The organism is Anaerovibrio sp. JC8, from assembly GCF_002100115.1.
Lineage (GTDB): Bacteria > Bacillota > Negativicutes > Selenomonadales > Selenomonadaceae > Anaerovibrio.
In genome coordinates, this window is record NZ_ANBM01000007.1 from 17,540 (window position 1) to 35,238 (window position 17,699).

Genomic DNA, 17,699 nt, shown 5'->3' on the forward strand with positions numbered 1-17,699 from the left:
TACAATTTCTCCGTTTAATTACTTATTAAGCTTAAATTTTCTTTACAGCCTGGAACCACCAGATACCATCAGCATCGTGGCCATAGCTTTCTGAATATGGATTACCCACTGGACGGGCATGATCAATTCTGGCATACCAGTCACCGGACTTCTGATAAATCAGTCCCAGGCCAACGCCCTGCAAATAGCGGGAAGAGTTGGCACCAAATGGATTATTATTTATCACATTAACCCAGCCTGCATCATAAAATGCCGCCAGCTGGAAATTGTTTCCAAGGCTTTGGCGCAATTCCAGTGAGCCCAAAACGCCGTCATCACCGCAGGCCTCACCCTGTGGAAAGGCTCGAACACCGTTATAGCCGGCAATATAAAACTTCTCCGACGAATCAAGATTATTCCATGACTTCTGTCCGGACAAGGTAAAATGGGCGGTCAAATTACTGTTTAACCGTTGAATATGATAAAAATCAAAATTGGTTTTCTGATAAAAGCCTTCTGTATTAAAGACGTCGCCGGCCATGGCATACCGGGTATCCATTACCAGGCGGCCAATAGTGTGCATCACCTTATAGCTGGAAGCGTAGCTTTTGGTCCGATAATCCCCGTCCAGACCAAAACGAATACCAAAGAGGTGCTTGCGGGAATCTGTATCCCAGTAACCAATACGGTCTGTCAAACGGGTAATGCCTGCATTAAATCTGAAATACAGATTATTGTCCAAGGTGCGCTTCATTGGGGTTCTGGTGGTCAGTCGCAAGGTATCTGAATAGCCGTAAGCATGGAGTGGACGATATTTGCCCCCCAGCTCATAGTCAGTACGATAATACTCCAAAGCTCCGAAGGTACCAAAATTTAATATTGGCAGTTCATATTTAATGGAATAGTTCTGCAAATCATTACGTTGTGTACTGCGCATATAACCCAGCTGCAGCTGGTCACCTACATGGCCCACATTATTCCAATGATATAAAACACCGATACGGTTACGGCCGGTGTAAGTGTTGCCGAAATTATCTGCATAAATAAAGCCACCGCTGCGTTCCGTGGTGGTCAGCTTAAATAATGTATTAGCTTCGCCCCGAGTTTCCCCCGGTGACAAAATTCCGTGAGCCTTAACGCCGGGAATGTCATTTAAAATAAGCAGCATCCGGTCAAGTTCATGCTTGTTGATAACTCTATCCTTCTTGGCCCTGTGTGTTAAGCCCTCGGCACGGCCCGTAACCAGCTCCGAGGTGTTGTCAAAGGAAATTTCATCATAGGCGCCTTCCATAACGTCAATTCTGATGTTTCCTTCTGTAATGTTCTGAGTAGGCAGATATGCAATGGTAGTCATGTAGCCATGATCACGATAATAATCAGTAATTGCCTGACTCACCTTCAGCATATCCTCAAAGGTCATTTGCGGCATAATGAAATGATTCACATGCTCCAGCAGCTCCTGGGTTGAATAAATAGTATTACCGCTGAGCTGTATTTCATTGACCTTGACCTTAATTTTATTATCTGCCAGCTGTTGCTGTCCCAGATTAATATCTACCTCTACCTCGTCCGTATCGTTCTTTGGACGCCATTCTCTGTCTTTATTTATATTTGAAGAAATAACACCTGCATCCGGCATAGCCAGTGGAGAGGCACAAACAGCCGGATACGGCAAAATGGCCAGGGACAAGCCCAGGCCTATAAAACCAAACTTCTTGCTCATAACAATTAAGAGTAACTTCCTCCATATTAAAACAATTTATAACATAAAAAGGGCCTTTAGTTAATAAACTAAAGGGTTATGATTAATAATAAATTATATGTTTATTTCAACACCCGAGTAAAAATTATATCACATAATAGTACTATTAGTATGGGTCAAAATGCCTATTTAATTAAAAAGATGTGTAGGCTATATACGGACGTATTTTGCATCGGTACTGTTCCAAATATAGTCTACACATCTTTAATTAAATAAATTATTTATTACCATGTTGTATAGGGCTTTTGTGACAGGCAGGAATTATAATACCGTTTATCATGGGATACTTCCTCCACAATCCAATCCGGAAGATCTATTTCTTCCTCCTCGGAAGAAAGCTCCACCTCTGCCACTATCAGGCCCTCATTATCACCAAAGAACACATCAATTTCCCATATATGGCCCAAGTGCTCCTCTATGTGACGGGTCTTTTCAATTAACGGCCTGTGACATAGATTATCCAACAGCTGGGTGGCTTCCTCAAGTGGAATCTCATATTCCAGCTCCAGCCGGGACAGGCCCTCAGTCTGGCCTTTAATTGTAAGGTAGCCTTTATTTCCTTTGGTCCGCACCCGCACAGTCCGTTCCTTGTCCGTACAGAGATAGCCCTGACGGATATTGACACCCTCATCCACAGGCTGCCATTTGGCTTCATTTATAAGGAATTTGCGCTCAATTTCTACTGCCATTACTGTTCTCCGATTATACGCACCTCAGGATAAAGCTTTACGCCCTTTTCCTTGTATACCCGGTCCTGTACCTCTTTTATAAGGTCCAGTACATCCTGGGCAGTGGCATTGCCGGAATTAACCACAAAGCCGGCATGCTTGGTGGAAATCTGGGCTCCGCCAACCTGCAGGCCCTTTAAACCGGTGCTGTCTATCAGTGTTCCCGCATAATAGCCCTCAGGACGCTTAAAGGTGCTGCCGGCACTTGGCATTTCCAGTGGCTGCTTGCTTTCACGGCGTGCAGTATAATCATCCATTTTGGCCTGAATCTCCTGCTTGTCTCCAGGCTCCAGCTCCAGGGTAATCTCCGCTATAGCCTGACCATTGGCCTGGAATACACTGTGGCGATAGCCAAAATTAAATTCGTCAGGACCATAGGTCAAAACCTTGCCAGTGGCTGTAACGGTCTTAACCTCTCTTACCACGTTTTTCATTTCCCCGTCGTAGGCTCCGGCATTCATGAACACTGCACCGCCAAGAGAACCCGGAATACCGCAGGCAAACTCCATGCCCGACAGACCGTTTTCAGCCGCATACTGGGAAATATGCTTCAAATAAGCCCCGGCACCGGCAATAATTTTATTGCCCTCACAACGCTTGTAGGACATTGGCGCGTGGAATTTTAATACAGCGCCTCTGATTCCTTTGTCCAATACCAGTACATTGGATCCGTTGCCAAGTATAGTAAAAGGTATATCACATTGATTCATGAGCTTTACCACCGCCTGGAGCTGATCCATGCTGCCTGGGAAAATAAGATAATCCGCAGGACCACCAATATTGAAGGTGGTGTGCTTGCTCATTGGTTCATTTATAAAAAACTGTTCTTCAGGTAAAATTTTCTTTATGCCATCAACAAATTCCTGGTTAATTTCCATTCCGTCATATCTCCAATTAGTAGATTTATTCTCAAATAACGTTTTAACTTCTATATTATACTCGTTTCATACCTATTTGAAAAGAGTTGATTGTTGTTACTTCCATTATATTGTATAATCTATTCTATGAGTTAATTTTAAATTATAGGTGAATTAATAATGCGTAAATTTATCGTTGCATTTGTTTCAGTTCTTCTTCTGACTTTAAGCTTTACTGCCCTGTGCGTATTTTTAACCGAGAAAACTGATTTATTTAATTTAAAGAATTTAAAAATAGAGGCTACCTTCACTGAGGAAAACGGCAGCATGACCATGACCTGGACCAAGTACCCTTATCCTTGCTTTTACAAGGTGGATGTATACTCCAAAACCACTGGTAAGGTAGCGGGAAGTGGTGAATATCACCATCTGAAGAACGAATACACCTTTGAAAATTCCTATCATGTGCCGACCACAGCTATTCCTAATTATTACAAGGTCACAGCCTATGGTATTTTCGGCAAATTATCCTCAGATGAAATATTCGTGCCAAATCCAAACTACAACAATCCTATGAGGCCTATACCAATTTACCGATATACCAGGGAAAATCCTGCCAGTCCTATTCCGTATTTTGTTTGGCACAGTATTCCGGATGGAGTCCTCTATGAGTTTGAGCTGCTTTCGGGACCACCGGATGAAGAAAATACCACTACTTTATCAAAGACAAACCATCTGACTTCCACTCAGCAGGTATTTACCAACGGAGTTCAGTTTGATTTGCGGCCGTATCTGAATCAGCCCCGTCTGTACTGGCGGGTACGTGCCCTGAATCTCAGAAAAGAGCCTATCGGCGTGTTCTCGACGGCAGAGCCTATTGTGGTTGATTCCGCCAAGACTATTCCAAATAAACCTTTGCTCAATAACTTTGATGTAATGCCGGATTTCCAGCAGCCAATTTATCCGGTTTATCACTGGATTCCTATGTTTGGTGCCATAAACTATGAGGTGGAGCTAATGGCAGAGCCGCCGTTGGAGGAAAACAACACTGCCCCTACTCCACATCGGGCATGGGCCAAGGTGGTCAACGATTCCTTCAGCTGTTACGATGAGTATCCACGTATGTATGCCGGCAAATACTATTGGCGGGTACGGGCTGTTAATGCCAAGGGAGAAACCATCGGCGTTTACTCAGATACAGATACCTTTGAAATGCCGGCCCACCTGACCAGGCCGTTTGCTGCAGCCTTTGGTGACAGCATTACCCATGGCGGGGGTGCGGTTTCCTTCTCACCATCCAGCATGGAGTACAGCTACACCACCTATCTTGATTTTCCGGCTATTAATATTGGCCGCAGCGGTGATACTTCACGCATGTCCCTGGACCGCTTTGACCAGGACGTGGTGCCTATTAAGCCGATTAATCTTATGATTCTGACGGGCTCCAACTGCCTGCGTAATCCATATATTACAGCTGAAACGGTTATTTCAGATCTGGAAGGTATTTATCAGAAGTGTATTTCCAATGATATCCGGCCAATAATGCTGACCCTGCCGCCTGTAAATCCGGCCAATATTATGCTGGCCTTCAGGACGCCAACAGACCCTAACTGGTACACCAAGATGGTGGCCATAAATAAATACATTAAATCCAAGCCATACTATATTGATTTGGAGCCATATTTCTATGACCCAACCCATACCTTTATGGATCCCGTCTTTGCCAATGACGGTCTTCATCCTGATATAATGGGAAAAATGATTATGGCAGAAATTATCAACCAACATAAAGACGTATTTAAACAGTAGAAGCGTTGATTATGTGGACAATAAGAATACCAGCCGACGAGATTATTCTTCGCCAGCTGGTATTTTTTATTGCGTATTATTTTACCACATTCTTCTCAAGGTAATTGCCGCCATAATGTCTTTGTCATGGCTGCCCTTCTGCAGGGCCAAATCTCCGGCCAGGGTCCAGCCCGGGGCAAATTCAGCCTCGCCACCAAGGGACATAACAAAATGGGTCTTGTCATTCTGGCCACGAAGCTCGTAGCTGTTGTTAGTATCGCCAACATAACCGTAGGTGAGTTTAGGGTCACTGCCCGCAAAGGCGTGCTTTACTCCCAGCCTCATTCCATAGCTGCCATTGCTCAGATAGCGCTTGAATTCAATACCAAGGCCACCGGCGAAATAGGTATTGGACTGGCTGTCCACCCTATGGCCGAAAATGCCGGCACCCTTTTCCGTGTAGCCGTCCTGCCACAGCTGGGACAGCTGTACATTGGCATAAGGACTGATATGCCATGTATTCATGCTCTTGGCATTCAAATCGTATTTATATTCTCCGCCCAGCTCCAGAATACGGCTGTTATAATCAGCCTGGGCCTGCAGACCAAGACCAGTCAGGCGACGGGTCAGATCATTCTTCTGCCAGCCATAATCCAGATATACATAACCGTTATGAGGGCCATTACTGTAGCCTCCATATAAACCAAGGCGGGTGTCCTTTATGCCGTCGTGGGATAAATTATCTGCAAAGGAGAAGCTGCCGTAGCTGACAAATACACCGGACCGCCAGTTCTTGCCATAGGCCCGGTCCCAGCCACCGGCAAGGGTTGTCCCCTGATAATAGCTGGTGCCGCTTCCTTCACCCCAGTTACGGGATGTCTTAAACCAGAAATCATTGTCCACCGGCTGATCCAGCTTCATCTTCATGGTAGGATTCTTGCTGTTGTCATCCCCATCCAATCCTGCCATCGGAACAGCAACCTCCACATCTTTTTTGGCAAAGGCCTCACTAAGTCGTGAAGTGATAATATGGCTGTTCATGGTATTTCTCTGAATGAGATTCATGGTATTTGGCACTGGACTGGAAGAAATGGAAGTAAGAGCTTCCTTTGCCTCCTTGTTATCCATACTGTATAGGGTGCGCATTTCTTCCGTCCGTTTGTCACCATAGTGATAAAGGTGGTCGAACATGTTACTCATGGCATAATAGGTTTCCACCTGCTGCGGGTCAGCCCCTACCAGATTATTATTGGCATAGGCATATACAATCAGCTTATTTCCTTCCACTGCACCAGTCGTATTTAGCATAGCGGAAAAAGCATAAGGATTAAACTTGTCGTTAGTAATGCTGCCGGATATGGAGCCAGTTGTTTCAAGAACAATGGTGTCCTCACCTGGCAGTGAAGCCTCTGCCAAAACCGTGGAGCCCTCAATATTGGCATCCCCGTCAACCTTGATCTGTCCTTGTGTACCACCATCATAGGCCTGTAGATACCCGTCAGAAACAAGATTTCCCTTAATATTCATAGTGGTATCGCCATTTTCTGCACCAATGGTACCATGATTGATGAACTTTCCTGTGGTCTCGTCTGTATATCCTGTGGCCATCTTTTCCAACATATCATTAACTGTGTAAGAGCCACCATACAGCTTTGCATCCTTTTCTACATTTACATTGACTACGTTGGCCTGGCCGTTATAAGTAAGAGTACCACCCTTTACATTCAGCTTCATATTGTCTTCGCCCAATATGTTTCCCTTATAAACCATGCCATCATTATTAAAGTTAAGATTGGTTACCAAATCAGGAATGTATGTGTGGTAATCATAGCCATAAATTCCTGTTTTTCCATTATACTGAATGCGAAGTACATCCCTATCATCACCTTTATCATAGGCTCCTTCATTGGCCGCATCTCCAAAATGCTTCCAATCAGAAATTATATTTCCCTGGATACTTGCTCCGGAATTGATATTAATATTCTTTACAAAGGCATTTTTACCAATATATATGGCCGCATTACTGCCAGTCAGCTTGCCGGAAAGATTATAATTATTCACTAAAGCTCCTTCCAGCTCATCGTTTCCGGCATTATAGGCTTCAGGATTAAGCTCAGTCAGCTCATAATTAATGGCCCGATTTATTTCTCCAGGCTCTTTGCCACTATTTTTCCTGTTTACCCAACGTCTATAACGAATATATGAACCGCGATACTCACGGTACCCGCGTCCGGACCCGAAATCAAAACGCATGGCTGTACCCCCTTCTCCCAAGGCGGTTACAGTACCTGCCTGGTCCACATTTTGGTCCCGTCCATAGGCAATCATCACACCGTTGCCACGATATCCATCAGCGTGAATTTCCGTATCCTTCGGGATAACCAGTTTGTTTGTCATACCATCTACACGAATGCCAACAGCTCCCGTACCATGGGTCAGTATATCAGCTGCCTGGGTAACCGTATTGCCATAACCATATACATGTAAACCAATGCCGAGAGGTACATCACTGTAGGTATCTGCCAAATAAGCTGTTCCAGTAGTATTGCGGGCAGAATATCCCTGAGTGTTGGTAATATTTCCTCCATTTACATAAATGGACTTGCCATAATATGCCCTGCGGTCCAGCTTATAGCCCAAATCCTGCAATGCAGCCAATTCCACTTCCAAAAAAACAGCATAGTTACTATAATTTCGATGGCTTATCATGCCGGACGTCTGAATATGGGAACCGTCAAATCTGTCACCTTCCCATCCATTGACAGGTATGGCACTGCGTCCAAAAAATTTACCTTCTCCCAGGGCATCCACCACATTAGGCCCAGTAAAATATGCAAAACCACTACCATCTGCTGAAACCTTTTTGTCTACAATAAAGTAGTCCTTTGGAGAAATTTTCGGGTTGTCATCCTTCATTTCATCAAAAGTATCTGAGGTAATAATCTGCATTCCGGGCTTGGCCTTGTTCCCATTCTGGTCATAGAGATGTAAGGTCCAGGATTTTTCATCAGTTAGTGTCGAAAGAAACATTGTTTTGTCATTTCTTGTCCGCTTGCGTGCAGAAATACCCAGGGCATGGCCTAACTCATGGCGAAGGGTTGACGCAAAATTGGTGGCCTGTTCGTTGGTTGGCAGCACTGTATCGGTGTCTATCCACCAGCCGTCAATGGCACCAGATCGCTTGGCCCCTGAATAATAGCCTATCCTAATCCGGCTAAAACCGTATTCACCTTCCGGCAATATCCCGGTTTTGGCATTTTCATAGGTCAGCTTATTATAAACAGTACCATTTTGGAGCTGATCCATAACGAAGTGTAAGTTGTTCTTATAACTTCTGCGGGCCGGATTTATACCGTTGGACACAATGCTTTGAGAGGCTGCTGATGCATTTCCGTCCCAGTATGTTGACACAAAAATCTGCCAAGGAGTGGTATTCTTCAGGCCAGGCCCCAACATATTTGTCCAGTAGGACGCACTGGCTGCCGTGGCCGCAATCAGCTCACTCGACAAATTGTATGTAGATGCAGGAACCAGATATCGATTGGTGGCACCAATCCCCTGGCCCTCTTTCAAAAAATTGATTTCCGCAACATGTCTGCCATTATAGTCCAAATATTCGGTTGCCAAATATTCACTTTCGTCGGCCGAAGCATAAGGAGTGATAGACATTAGGCCGATAAGCACAGCTGATACCAGAGCACTTTTTGATTTAGCCCCTATTTTCCTCTGAATTTTTTTCATACAATCACTCCTCAAACAAAGTTTATGTCATTAATATTGTACATTATAAAAGGATTAACCCAATCAACCTATTTTTAAGATTTATTCAATACTGATGCCATTAATTCATTAATTTTTTGGTACCAGCCCTGCCGGAAAAATGCACAGGTGTCCTCGTCCCTGGCCAGCAGATCCTCGCCACCGCCTACAGCTGCCACATGACCACGGCAGCCACCGGCACAGCGGTTACGATATTTACAGGACTCACACCCTGGATTATGCGTGAAGTAATCCCGCAGTCTCATATCAATGAAGTCCATATAATAGGAATCCTGCAATGCTGAGCTAAGTGATGTTGTCTTCAGATTAGGAAAATGACGCCGTCCACCTTCCACGCTGCCCATCGGAATACAAGGTACCATATACCCATCAGGAGTTATGTACATATGACTACGGGCATGGCCACAAAGGCAGTAATTGTCGCAGTCTTCCTCCTCCAGATTCTTTTCGCATGGAATGATATAGTCATTATTGCCAACATTGCTGAAGATTCCAGCCAGCATAATGTTAAGAGGTGCACCATCCTCGTAAAATTGCGGTATATAATCCAAGTAGGCCTGATATTCCTCATCCCGTGTAATGGCCTTATCTGCCATGGCCAGGCCTTCACCTTCCAGGCTAAGACGGTTTACCTTCAGGGTTTGGCACCCCAATTCCCCAAGTAGCTTTACGCTCTCCCGCAGGGCATCCATATTTCCCTTATGCAGACAATATTCTGCCCCCGTAGGAAAATTTCTTTCCTTGCATAGGGAAAAAGCCCTTTTAACTGCCTTTTCCACTCCCGGAATCCCCCGCAGCCAATCATGACAGTCAATGCCATCAAAGCTCATATTAAATTCCGGCTTAATTCCTCGCTGTTCAAATTTGTCCAAAATCCCTTCGTTAACCAGTAGTCCGTTGGACATAACGGTAGTAATGAGAATATCTGCCTCCAAAAGTGCATCAACAATGTTAAAGAAATCCTTCCGTAACAGAGCTTCACCTCCGGTCAGGGATACGGTGCGCAGTCCGGCCGCCTCCATCTGTCTGACCACATCCAGACATTCCTCCAAGGAAGGTTCGCCAATTTTCGCAGAAGGTGCGGACATATAGCAATGGCGGCAGCGACAGTTGCAATTTCCCGTAATGGACCAATGAACAGAATAAAGAAAACGGTTGGGATACACGCGATATTTTTGAGCAGGAGAAAGAGGCACCGGAGTATTTGTTTCCTCCAAAATGCCTTCTTGTAACAGTTCATCGAGTATTTTCTTTTCCTTTGGTGAAAATAGCGGACTGTTTACAGGAACAGAACCACAGGCTTTTTGCAGGGCCCGATAAACATCTGTGGGCATAAAGCTTACTTCATCAGACAGCTGTCGTACAATACCCGTAGGCAAAAGCTCCCAGCCCCGCAACCGCAAATCATCCTTCAGCTTGTAATACACCAGCTGCGCCTCCTCTCTTTTCCGTCATTTTGCTTACTTTTCATGTTTCTTTTCCAGAGCAGGATTGCCGGCAGCTACTGCCATGTCCAGCTCCTCATCTGTCATTTTGCCTGACCATAAGCCTTGTGGGGCATTATCCCGGCGGTGCATGAAGAGCAGCTGATTCAATAAAGTCTCCTTCACAGGATGACTAGAGGAAAAATCAAAGTTTTCCAGTCTGGTTGTCAATTTTTCATCATCCATTTTCTATCCCTCCCAAGTCGGTTTTCGTGATTTATCATTCTTCTTGTCCTTTATATCCCTGGGAAGCATAAATTGTTATTAATATATTGAAAAAATTCTTCATTAAATTAATTTTTTCTTTATGGTCAATATATTTTTTCCATCCTGTCGTTCATAAGAAATGTGGTCTACCTTTTTCCTGACAAGATATATCCCCAGCCCCCCAATTTTTCGGTCATCCAGAGCTTGGTCCAAATCCGGGTCCTGATTTTCCAGCGGATTATAGGGAACCCCTTCGTCAATAAAGGAAAGCTCTATCTCCGGAGGTGTTCCCGTTACTTTTCCCTTAATTACAGCTACACCGGCAGTGCCGTCATAGGCATAATCCGCAATATTAACGAATATTTCCTCTACCACCAGCATAAGCTGCTGCAATGCCCGGGAAGAAACATTGTCTGATGGTGCCAGCTCCTTGACGAAAGCCATTACCCTGGAAAGCTCATTTACTGAGGCCGGAATGGTAATTTCCCGTGAAACAGCAGCCTCCTCTTTTCCCCCATCCGTATACTTAAGGGCAACCATGGTAATATCATCTGACTGGTCCGCTGCCTTAGCATGGCCCCTTATGGAGTCCATAACCCTATTTATTACCTCTGCCGGTTCCGCCTGCTTCATTATTCCTGAAAGCAGTTGCTCCAGCCGCTGTGCTCCAAACAGCTCCAGTTCTTCGTTCATGGCCTCGGTAACTCCGTCAGTGTAGAGGAAAAGGCTGTCATCTGACGACAGCTTCACCGTATTATCCTCGAACTGTATTCCCGGCATAATGCCCAATATTGGGCTTTTTTTAGTTCGTGGCAAATAGTCCAGCTTCGCATCATGCCATAATAATGGCGGATTATGACCGGCATTTACGTAATTTAGTTGTCCGTTGGTTAAATTAAGTACTCCGGCAAACACCGTCACAAACAGCTCTTCTTCATTTTGGGCTGCCAGCTGGTCATTGGCCTTGCCCACCGCAAGGGTCAGTTGCGGCTCCGTCATGATGCAGTTCTGTAAAATTGTGGTAGCCATGGCCATAAATAGAGCGGCTGATACCCCCTTGTCTGATACATCTGCTATGGTTATGGCCAGTCTGTCATCATCAAGGTAGTAAAAGTTATAGAAGTCACCTCCCACTTCCCTGGCGGGTGACATGGTTGCAGCCAGCTTAACCCTATCCTGTACAGCCAGGGGAAGAGGCAAAAGACTCGCCTGAATCCGGGCCGCCATATCCAGCTCTGCTTCTATACGGGACTTATCCTGAATTGTTTTGGCAATCTGCTGCTCATGCTTTTCCAGCTTCTCTGTCATTTCATTAAAGGAATCCGCCAGCTCTTCCAGTTCATCCCCTGTGTCCACGTCCATTTTATAAGAAAAATTTCCCCGGGCAATTTCCCTGGTGCCTTCCATCAATTTTTTTATCGGCCGGTAAAAATGCTCGGCTCCGTTTTTACTGCCATAGGAGGCTATGGCAAGGAAAACAGCCAATATCAAAATTGCCACTGCTGCAAAGCCCAAAAACAGGTGAGTAAAGGAAGTCCTGAACTCTCCCATGCGGTTCATCATGCGGGCCTGTCCCTGGTCAGCCGCCGCAATTACCACATCTTTGTCCAGCACTGTGGCCACACTCCATCCCAAGGCTGGGATAGGAGCGTATGCAATATAATATTCTTCATCATTTATTGTGAACTTATTATAACCGGTTCTGCCCTCCAGCATATTTGCAGCTACTTCCGCCAGCACCTTATTGGAATTTTGACGCAGATCCTGGGTATTTTCATCTATTATGAGCAGTTCCTTTGGCAGAGAGGAAAGCAATACCTCGCCCTTTGAGCCAAGAATAAAGCTGTTGGTAATATTTCCCTGCTCCAGGGGCAGGAAATTTGTTGGTGAACAATCAACCCCTACCACACCGGCAATCTGTCCGTTGGAATCATAATAATTTCTTACGCAGGAAATAACCGGCTTTCCGTCTGTGCCGGTATAAACCTTGGTATAAACCGGTTTGTCATTTGATTCTCCCAGACTGTACCAATATTGTTCACGATTGTCATGAGTATGCCGTAATTGGTCCTGACTAAGACGGGACAGCTCTCCGTTTTCATTAGGAACATCCAAACGAATTACATAGCCGTCCTTGGAGCCAATAAATATACAGTTGTAATATTTTCCCATGGTATCCATGCTGCTGGTTATATTGGCAGCCCGCCGGATCTCCTGCTCCAGCTCAGGCGAAACACCAGCCTGTACCATGCTTGGACTATAGTGAATATAGGGCTTTCCTGCAGGAACGTCCTCATTAAGGGCATTAGGAAGTATTACAGGAGAATATTTTTCCGGTGAACCAATAATACTGGTCATTTCCTTGGACAAATATTCCACATCCGTCTTTACAGCCCTGGCTTCGTAGCCAATTATATCAGCCCGTAATTGGACTTCCTTTTCCATCTGCTCCCAGGCCTGCTCCTTGGCAAAGTCCGTCGTATAGGAGGATACTGCCTGAGAAAGGCTGTCCCCCTTGGCATCAATGGCATCATACAAACCGTACATGCCGTAGAGAAGCGGAGCTCCCAAAATCAACAGGCTCAAGGCACAGCCCGCCAGCATGAGCAGAAAAAGTCTTCGTCTTATACCCAACTAAATCGCTCCTTTATTCATACCAACGTATAGACATGGTGGTCATATTTTGCGTATGCAAATATATCAAATCACCCGGGGACAGCATGACAGTCTGCTGACTGAAGGTTACCCCCTGGCTGACACCCAGTCGTTGTTTTACATAAGTAAGCTCACCATTTCTGACATCCAGCACCCCAATAAAAGCCGTAATAAACAAGCCATCCTCATTGCACTCCGCCAAATGGTCATTGGTCTGCCCCACGGCCACAGTCAGTTTATCTATGCCTTTTGAGATGATGGCATTCTTTAACAGGGTTTTGGCTACTACCATAAAGATGGCTGCCGGTATACCCGTGTCAGATACCTCGGCTATGGTCAATACCAGATGATGTTCATCAATATAATAAAAATCGTAAAAGTCACCAGTCATTTCCTTGGAAGGTTCCATGGAAGCACATATGGAAAAATGCTCATTTTGTGGAAATTCCTGTGGCAGCATTCCCTGCTGAATGGCAGCAGCCACATCCAGCCCGGCAGCTATTTTAGCTTTTTCCGCCGTTACCGCCGTTAATTTTTCAATATAATCCTTAAGCTCATCCGTCATGGAATTGAAGCTGTCGGCCAATTCCTCTATTTCATCCTCGGTATGAATATTTATTTTCTCATCAAAATTACCCTTGGCAACCTGTCCTACGCTATTGGACAAGGCTTTTACAGGCTGGGCGAATTTTGCAGCCCAACGCCAGCTTACAATAATCAGCACTACTAAAAGCAACCCGAGGGAACCGGCCATCATGCTGCGTATTTGAGGAAGCATGGGCATTATGGTTTCCTTTATTTCCCCCATATCCCGTCCTACTACAAGACCAATATTACGGGTGGGCTCCTGAATTTCCTCCAGCTTCACCAGCTCTCCAAGGCTCCAACCCTGTTCACTGATGGGAGCATATACAAGATAATATTCCTTGCCATCTAACTCAATATGACTGGAGCCGCTTTCTCCTGCCGCCATGGCGGTAGCTGCCACAGCCAGGCCTTCATTTTGGGTTTGGCGAAGGTCTATGTCCGGGCGGTTTGGCTCCAAGGTCCCCTCACTGATTGAGGAAAAGATTATCTGGCCCTGTTGATTCAGCACAAAGCTGATATTGCTGTCATCCAGCACCTGGTCGGCAAATTTTCGGTAAAGGGTAAGGGGCTCTACTGCCATTCCAACTACTCCGGCGAAGCCCTCTGCATCCTGATAGGGCATGACACATCCCACCATGGCCTCATCCCCAAGGCTGCCATACAGTGGTGTATAAACCGGATAATCTGTTGCTTTGGCCTTCTCACCCAACTTATACCATACCCTGTCCCTCGCATCATACTGGGCTGTTGTGGCCTCCGATGGCAGCTTAATTTGCTCCGTATCACTAGCCAGCTTATCCATTCGCAGGCTCCAGCCGTCCTTGGAACCAACGAACAAAAAAATTGGCGTCATATCATAGCTTTCCATTAAGTGAACCAGACTTGGCTCCAGACTCAGGGCTTTTTGCGCCAAAGGAGACAGCCTATCCCCATTGGGGCCAGGCAGATAATAAATTTCATTGGAATGAATTGTCGAATAACGGGGATCATGATTTCTGTCCTGTAAAGCATAAGGAGCGCTATCCTTGCTTTGGGAAAGCTTGGTCATGTTCTCAGACAGAGTAAGCACATCTCCCTCCAGCTCACCCATAACGGAATTAATGCGATAAGCCTTCAGGCGAATAATGCCCTCCAACCGTTTGCGGACCTCATCTGTAGCGAAATTTTCCGCTTCATCGGTGACTGTCCCCACCAGATATGTGGAACGGCTGTCCAGCTCTTTGTCAACCCTGTCCAGTCCCCAAAACAGTACACCACCCCAGAAAATACAGGTCAACAGACCAGCCAGACCAATTAAGAGCAGGGCCTTTTGCTGAATATTTAATTTCATATCCCCTGCCCCCATTCTTAAAGCTGTTCCGCTGCACCAAAATCAAAATTCAACAATTATGTTATTTGGCATCCTTGCTCAACGTATTGGTTACTTTTCCAAAAGCACCTTCAAACGCTCCCGGGCCTGCTTTAAGGCAACCCGCACAGAGCTGGGGGCCATCCCCAGTGCCTCTCCGATTTCGTTGGATTTCATGTTCAGCCAGTACGTCATTTCCAAAATCTTCTGATCCCGCTCCGGCAGCTGCATAATGGCAGCCTTCAATTCCTCATCCTGCTCCTTGTCAACATATTGCTGCTCCGGGGTAGCCTGCTGCGGGTCCGCCGGGTCAAAGTCCTCATCCCAGGCGGTATGGGCAGTATACGCCTTGCTGCCATAGTATTTGTTCACCACATTTTGGGCAATACGAAACAGCCAGGTGGAAAAGGCTCCCCGGTCCGGATCGTAATCCCGCAAATGCTGATACATATTTAGAAAGGTTTTACTGACAAATTCATCAGCCAGGGAGCTGTCCTTGGTTTTTCCCAGAAGATATTGATAAACCCGTGGAAAATAATATTCATATAATTCCGTAAAAGCCTCTTCATCAGTAATGGCCTGCCGTGCCTTCTGACTCCAATATTCAGTGCTGGAAATCATAATCTTGCTCCTTCAAAAATAACGGTTACAACTACATCCGTCAGCCCTTATGAAAGTTGGTCGGTGGAATCAAACATATCCACCAATACATCCATATTGGCATCCTCCAGTACTTCCTTGACAAATCCAGTGGCCCCGCAAATAGCATATTTTTTGCCGTCAGCCTTGGCTTTTTTGGCCAGCTTCAGCAATACGCGGATTCCTGCACTGGATATATATTCAAGCCCGGACAGGTCCATGGCTATTTTTTCAATGTCCTGCTGTAATTCTTCTCCCCGTTTTCCGGTTTCTTCCGATGTCATCCGATCCAAACTGCCGGACAGGGAAAGAATATGCCAGCCATTCATTTCATTTGTACTAATTTGTAATTTTTCCATATTTTTTACTCCTTTACTGGGCCAGCTGTGCCGTCCTTGTGGCTTCATCAGCTGAAGCCCCCTGCTGCTCTGCCTCCACATATATGCTTGGATCAAGCTCCACTGGAACACCTATGGCTTTTTCCAGGTTCGCCCGATACAAATTGTATTGATACAGGGCAGTAGAATAATTAGACTGGGCCTGGGTGAGCTTTTCCTGGGCATCTGTAACGCTCAGCAGTATATCAACACCCTCTTCATAACGTACCTTGGCTATATTGTAGCTTTCCTCCGCCTGCTTTACTGCTGCGGCAGTAGTGTTGATATTGGCCTCGGCTGCTTTCATTTCGATATAGGCACTGCGGGTTTCCAGCCGTATATTTTTCCAGAGGTTCCTGGCTTCGGCCCGATATTGATCTTCCAAAGCCTTTGACTTCTGCACCCCGGCTTCTGTTATGCCATTATCAAAAATATTCCAGGATACGCCGACTCCGGCTTCCCATGTATGGTTACGCTCAATGCCAAAGGGGTGATTGGAAGCCCGGCTATGACCTACTATTCCGTTAACCCTGGGCCTGTAATCCGCCTTGGCCGTATCTGTCTGGGCCTCCGCAGCCTTGATAACATATTCAGCGGCCAGGCCATCAGGACGATGGGCCATGGCATATTCCTCACACGCCGCCAGATCCTTGTCGTATGGCTCATAGGAAAATACATCCACAGGCTGGATTTTTGTATCCTGCTCCAGTCCCACCACATTGGCCAGGGTTGATTCTGCAACCTCCATCAGCGCCTCACTGTTGACCAGATTCTGCCTGTAGTTGGCCAACCGTACCTCCATCATCAGCACATCTGCCTTGGCTACGGCCCCTTCACTAAATTGGTCATTAATTAGCTTCAGCTGGGTATTGGCCATGTCCACTGCCTGTTGGGCTATCCGTTTTAGATTCAGTCTATGTAACAGATTGGCATAGGCCTCCGCTGCCTGAAAACGCACAGTCTGTCGGGACCGTTCCAGAGTCAGGTCGGCACGATTTAACCCATAGCGGCTGGATCTTATCTGCCCCTCCAGCTTGCCACCGGTATAAAGCGGTACTGTCATGTTCCAGCTGTTGGCAAAGGTATTATGATAAGGATAGGCACCTACCGTTACCGCCTGTTCGGATATTACAGGTTCATCTGAAAATAATGTGTAGCCCACAACTGACAGCTTGGTTTCTTTATGGGGATCCCCATACATATCATGGGCATCATTGGCGTTTTCATAGGAACGGCCCCCGATTTTATAGGCCTGGGAATTCCAGCTGACCACTGGCCCCGTGGAGTGCCGGGCAGCAGACAATGTCCATTTGGCCGCTCTTCGTCCAGCCTCTGAGGCTTCGATGGCATCACTGGTATCCAGGGCCATATCTATACTGTCCGCCAGGGAAAGCGGCATATTCTCTGCCTGGGCTATTCCCCCGGACATCAGCAGTGCTGTAGACAACAGTACTGCCAATGCCTTGGCTCCTGATATTTTTTTCTTCTTTATTATCATTACCCCTCA

The 17,699-nt window shown here is 45.9% G+C and carries 12 protein-coding genes; 1 reads left to right on the forward strand and 11 read right to left on the reverse strand.

The features are described 5' to 3' along the window. Positions 1-31: 31 nt before the first annotated feature. From D081_RS08180 to murB, 3 genes are all read right to left on the reverse strand, one after another. Entirely contained in the window at positions 32-1,702 is a 1,671-nt protein-coding gene (locus tag D081_RS08180) for a ShlB/FhaC/HecB family hemolysin secretion/activation protein (RefSeq protein ID WP_085023707.1), read from the reverse strand. 263 nt (positions 1,703-1,965) lie between these two features. Next, positions 1,966-2,430, reverse strand: coding sequence for a CYTH domain-containing protein (locus D081_RS08185; protein ID WP_085023708.1), 465 nt, complete (start codon positions 2,428-2,430; stop codon positions 1,966-1,968). After that, positions 2,430-3,347, reverse strand: coding sequence for a UDP-N-acetylmuramate dehydrogenase (murB, locus tag D081_RS08190; RefSeq protein WP_085023709.1), 918 nt, complete (start codon positions 3,345-3,347; stop codon positions 2,430-2,432). Before murB ends, D081_RS08185 begins: the two co-directional genes overlap by 1 nt. 159 nt (positions 3,348-3,506) lie before the next feature. Here murB and D081_RS08195 point away from each other — a divergent pair, with 159 nt between their 5' ends. After that, positions 3,507-5,135, forward strand: coding sequence for a GDSL-type esterase/lipase family protein (locus D081_RS08195; protein ID WP_085023710.1), 1,629 nt, complete (start codon positions 3,507-3,509; stop codon positions 5,133-5,135). Positions 5,136-5,216: 81 nt separating this feature from the next. On the opposite strand, the gene D081_RS08200 is transcribed toward D081_RS08195, so the two are convergent. The 8 genes from D081_RS08200 to D081_RS08235 all read right to left on the reverse strand — a co-directional run bounded on the left by D081_RS08200 (position 5,217) and on the right by D081_RS08235 (position 17,690). Continuing rightward, positions 5,217-8,855, reverse strand: coding sequence for an autotransporter domain-containing protein (locus tag D081_RS08200; protein ID WP_085023711.1), 3,639 nt, complete (start codon positions 8,853-8,855; stop codon positions 5,217-5,219). Positions 8,856-8,929: 74 nt separating this feature from the next. Next, the gene (locus tag D081_RS08205) at positions 8,930-10,321 is read right to left on the reverse strand and encodes a radical SAM protein (protein WP_085023712.1); all 1,392 of its coding nucleotides are present in this window, start codon (positions 10,319-10,321) and stop codon (positions 8,930-8,932) included. A 33-nt stretch (positions 10,322-10,354) separates the two neighbouring features. Further along, positions 10,355-10,564 (reverse strand): hypothetical protein, encoded by a 210-nt coding sequence (locus D081_RS08210; protein WP_085023713.1) that lies wholly within the window; start codon positions 10,562-10,564, stop codon positions 10,355-10,357. A 102-nt stretch (positions 10,565-10,666) separates the two neighbouring features. After that, a complete protein-coding gene (locus D081_RS08215; RefSeq protein WP_085023714.1) occupies positions 10,667-13,219 on the reverse strand; it encodes a SpoIIE family protein phosphatase in 2,553 nt (850 codons plus the stop codon). 13 nt (positions 13,220-13,232) lie between these two features. Next, positions 13,233-15,158, reverse strand: a complete 1,926-nt coding sequence (locus tag D081_RS08220) for a cache domain-containing protein (RefSeq protein WP_158087607.1) — start codon at positions 15,156-15,158, stop codon at positions 13,233-13,235. Positions 15,159-15,248: 90 nt separating this feature from the next. Next, positions 15,249-15,797, reverse strand: a complete 549-nt coding sequence (locus D081_RS08225) for an RNA polymerase sigma factor (protein ID WP_085023716.1) — start codon at positions 15,795-15,797, stop codon at positions 15,249-15,251. A gap of 47 nt (positions 15,798-15,844) precedes the next feature. Beyond that, a complete protein-coding gene (locus D081_RS08230; protein ID WP_158087608.1) occupies positions 15,845-16,174 on the reverse strand; it encodes an STAS domain-containing protein in 330 nt (109 codons plus the stop codon). Between the two features lie 13 nt (positions 16,175-16,187). Further along, positions 16,188-17,690 carry a TolC family protein gene (locus D081_RS08235; RefSeq protein WP_085023718.1) on the reverse strand — a complete coding sequence of 501 codons (1,503 nt, stop codon included), beginning with the start codon at positions 17,688-17,690 and terminating at the stop codon, positions 16,188-16,190. Between the last annotated feature and the right edge of the window lie 9 nt (positions 17,691-17,699).